The 4,511-nt window shown below is 36.9% G+C and carries 4 protein-coding genes; all 4 read left to right on the forward strand.

Features of this window, described 5'->3' with window-relative positions:
* The coding region (locus AB1630_10640) for a transglutaminase-like domain-containing protein (protein MEW6104247.1) at positions 1 to 2,353 on the forward strand (2,353 nt) is incomplete at its 5' end.
* Positions 2,350 to 3,072: a hypothetical protein gene (locus AB1630_10645; GenBank protein ID MEW6104248.1), complete on the forward strand. Its 723-nt coding sequence runs from the start codon at positions 2,350 to 2,352 to the stop codon at positions 3,070 to 3,072. The genes AB1630_10640 and AB1630_10645, both read left to right, overlap by 4 nt.
* Positions 3,073 to 3,090: 18 nt before the next feature.
* On the forward strand, positions 3,091 to 3,981 hold the full coding sequence (locus AB1630_10650) for a DUF4349 domain-containing protein (protein ID MEW6104249.1): 891 nt from the start codon (positions 3,091 to 3,093) through the stop codon (positions 3,979 to 3,981).
* Positions 3,968 to 4,511: prenyltransferase/squalene oxidase repeat-containing protein (locus AB1630_10655; protein ID MEW6104250.1), on the forward strand; the 544-nt coding region annotated here is incomplete at its 3' end. The genes AB1630_10650 and AB1630_10655, both read left to right, overlap by 14 nt.

Consider the following 4,511-nt stretch of genomic DNA (forward strand, 5'->3'; position numbering starts at 1 on the left):
CAACTTTGACTATGAGCCATACTATGGCTCTTTAAAAGGAAGCCAACAAACCCTCTGGGAAAAGGCAGGCAATGACTTTGACCTAGCAAGCCTTTTAATTGCCCTCTATCGCTCTTGTAATATCCCAGCCAGGTATGTCTACGGAACCATAGAAATTCCCATAGAAAAAGCAATGAACTGGGTTGGGGTAAAAGACCCATACACAGCAGCCCAAATCTTTGCCTCTGGTGGCATCCCATCCAAAGCGATTACATCTGGTGGAAAGATTGTGGCAATCAGGCTAGAGCATTGCTGGATTGAGGTATATATTGCCTATCTTCCCTATTCCGGGGCAAAGGATTGGGATAAAGGAGACAAGATATGGATTCCTGTTGATTCCTCATTTAAGCAATATGAATCACCAAAGGATGGAACATATACGGATACAGAAACAGGTCAAACTATATCAATCAAAAACCTTGATATATCAGATAAGGTATTATTTGACAATGAAGGCTATCTTAAAGGCACATCAACCATCTTTCCTGTCTTTGAGTATCTAAATAATACCCAAGACTGGCTTCTTTCCAATACCCCTCCTAACACATTTTACAACATCTTTTCTGCAAAAACCATAATCCCAGAGTCAGCAGAGGTTCTTCCTGGGCTTCCCAATAAGCCCTTATCCATCCTCAATAGATACTCAGAGATTCCCGACAATTTAAGACACAAGATAAGCTTTTCTGGAAACATAAGCTATACTGCCAGAACAATAGAATTAGCCTCAAAGAGAATCACCCTCTCATATAAAGGAGCCTCAAGCTCTGATGAAGATACAATCAAATCCTATGGCAACCTTTACAATACCCCTGCCTATCTGGTTGAGCTAATCCCCCAATTGAGGATTAATGGAGAAACAAAAGCAAGTGGAAACCCCATACCTATGGCGGAAGATGAGGCAATCTCTTTAACCTTTATTGACCCAGGAAGACCATCAGAAATAATAACCAAGAATATTATCTCAGGAGGATACTATGCCTTTGGTCTTCTTCTCTCAAGAATCCCTGGTGAAGCCATTGAAACAACCAGCAATAGATTTAGTGAAAGCTACAAAACGAAGCCTCTTTACAATTCCTTTGGCCTCTTAGAGGATGATATAATGGGAGAAGCCCTTTATTTCTCATCCCTTAACTGGCTTTACCAAACCGAAGCAGGAGAAAGAATAGCCTCCTCCCTGCTTAATGTCATAACCCAAAGACAAGCAGAGATAACCTCAGAGATTGCCACAGAAAGGGATTGGCTTTGGGGTATGCCAAGTAAGCTAAATTTAATGGGAATAAGTGTAGATGTGGGAAGGGATACCTCAATTGTCAATCCAATAGATAATGACCAAACCAAGATAAAGAAATTCATAACCATTACCCTATACAATGGCTCGGTAAATGAGCATCTAACCTTAGACATACCAATGGGAACAATCACAGGTGTATCAGGGGTAAAGGCAATTCAAATTTCAAACCAACAAGGGATTTCTATTTATAAGATAGACAAGACAAACATAGGCTCTATCCTGCCCATCCTTCAGCAAGATGCGGATGTTAAGGGAGCTATCCAGGATTCAGTCAGTGCAGGCAATGAGGTAATTATCCCAGAAAGGGAGATAACCTACTATGGCTTTCAAGGAACAGGCTATATCATCCAAGACCCAGTAACTGGTGCCGGTGCTTGTATGATTTCAGGAGGGGCGGCGGGGGCAGAGAGTTTGATAACAATGGGTGTTTTTGTAGATTTGTTTGAGATATTTATTGAGAACACTGCATTGGTAATTCAAGGAGAAGATATATCTATTTTGCCTGTTCTTGAGTCAATACCCTATTGGTATTCATCATTTATGGCACTCGGAGCTATATACTTCCTTGGATATAATCCTATTTATATGAGAATTCATACGAAAGAAACATATCTTAATGAAGTAGCAAAATCAAAATATAAGATTTTATATCACTGTGGACATGGAGCAAAAGATGGAGGATTGATCCTTGATAATGAACTTCTCATCAAAACAGGCTATAATGGTTATGTTGATGCTTCCCACATCAACAGTATTGATACTAACCATTATAAATTTGTGTATATAGACTCATGTTATGGGGCTAGTGTTGCTCAGGCTTTTAAAAGCACCTGTCAATTAAGCTATACAGATTGGGTATTTGGAGTTATAAGCATAGATTTTGCACAGTGGTTCTGGTTAGGAATGATTCTGGGAAACCTTACTGTTAAAGAGTCATATGAAGATGCAAAGAGTGGCTTTATACCAATTTTTCTTCCTATAAAACTTTATGGAAATGGAGATATAAATTTAAAAACAAAATGAATGAGTTTATAATTGCATTTGGAAAAGGTATAGCAACGATATTATTGGCTATATGTATGCTTATTTTTCTTGTTTGGTTTCTTGTTTGGTTTCTTTTTAAGGTAAGTAAAGATGAAGAAAAAAAGGCTTCTTTTTTAACAATTCTTTTATATGGAATAATAGGAGCTTTTGCAGGAATATCTTGGCAAGCAATAATAGGGCCTCTACTGAGGGTACCTACCAATATTTCTATATGGATTGTTTTAATGGTAACAGGATTTATCTTAGGATTTATAAGTAGAATACCCAATAAATCTTTTGTCAAAATTAAGAAGCTTTTTATTTTCCTTTTTATTTCTATTCCAATAGTATGCCCATTTATCTATCCTTCTTTATATGATTCCATATTGATAGATCAAGCTAGAGAGAAGTGTACAAAGAAGAATTTAAACAACATAAGATTAACTATTGTTTCTTATTATGAAAAAAATGGTAAATATCCGATAGAGTTGTACGGTTTTTCCATTTTTACTCAAGATTTTCCAAGAGCTCTCCTTCCAAGAAATATTGCCCATCCTGATTCAAACAAAGTCCTTATCATCCACACCAAACCCAACCAGAAAATCCAACCCAGTCAAATCACAGACGAAGGAGGATGGATTTATTCTTCAAATTCTGGGGATATAAGGATAAATTGTAGTCATAAAGACAGCAAAGGGGTTTATTATTATAAATGGTAAAAAGAAAGAGGTTTTGTTATGGATGAGAAGAAAGGAATGAAACTATCAACAGGAACAATAATACTTCTTGTTGTTTTTGTGGGAATATTTCTGGCTATGTTGTTGCCGCGAGCTTCCAAGATGACAAAGAGTTCAAGACCTGCACTTGAAAAACACATAGAAAGTATAAGGGAGGAAGATAAATCTATCTCTGGCTACAATCTACCTCAACAGAAAATAATAAAGACTGAGGAGATAGAATTAGAGGTTAAGGATTTTAGAGAGGCCATAAGAAAGATAAGAAGGATAGCTGAAGATATGGGAGGATTTGTGACTGATTCAGAGGAGTATATTGGAGAGGGTGATTATAGAAGTGGTTCAATTGTCTTAAGGATTCCCCAAGATAGATTTAATAAAGTAATAACAATGATAGAAGAAATTGGCAAAGTTAAACATAGCCAAACTAAAGGAAAGGATGTTACTAAAGAATACATAGACTTTCAGGCTCGTCTTGCGAATCAAGAGGCAGTAAAGAAAAGGTTTTTGGAGATATTAAAAGAAGAAACAAAGAAGTTTGATGATATTATAAAGGTAGAACAAGAGTTAAAGCGGATTGGAGAAGAGATTGAAAGACTCCAGGGTGAGATAAAGTACCTTGAAGACCAAGTTGGATTGTCTACTATTAGGGTAAACATTTCTGAACCTAAGACTATAGTTTCATCTGCATTCAATACCAAAGAGATTTTCAAAAATGCCATTCACGAAGGAACAAAAAACTGCATTCACCTAATTGCAGGGTTAATTCTCTTTACTATAACCCTACTACCACTCATAGTTTTTGCTATATTGATCTTGATAGTCAGGGATTATTGGAAGAAAAGAAAGGAAAAAATTGAAAAAATAAAGGAGGTGCAAAATGAACAAAATTAGGTTGCTAATATTATTGGCTATGTTGCTATGTTCAACTCAGGGAATGGCTCAAGAAGATGCCATTACCAAAGGTATAGGGTGGCTAAAGGGGACACAAAATACCTCTGGCTCTTGGGGGGATGAAGAAAAATTTGGCTCTTGTGTAATTGATACTACGGCTGTATTGGATACCTTCCATTATCTTGGTAAAACCGATATTGCCTATAACCAGGGTATTGAATGGCTGGGAACACAAGCTATATTTTCTCCTTCCCTTCTTGCCAGAAAGATAAAGACATTGGCTGAATTTGGCACAGATACATCCTCTCTTATTGAGCTTCTGCTTTCCTATCAAAATGAAGATGGCTCTTTTGGTGGCTATGGAATAGGGAATTTAGACACCATCCTTTCTTTATCTACCCTCAAATCTGCCAATTATACCAATAATTCTGTAATTGAACCTGCTTTATTATGGCTTATTGCCAATCAGAAGGAAGATGGTGGATTTGGATTTGATGAAAGCAATGTATATCTCACATCCCTTGCCATTC

The sequence above is a fragment of the bacterium genome (assembly GCA_040753555.1).
In the GTDB taxonomy this organism is placed as follows: domain Bacteria; phylum UBA9089; class UBA9088; order UBA9088; family UBA9088; genus JBFLYE01.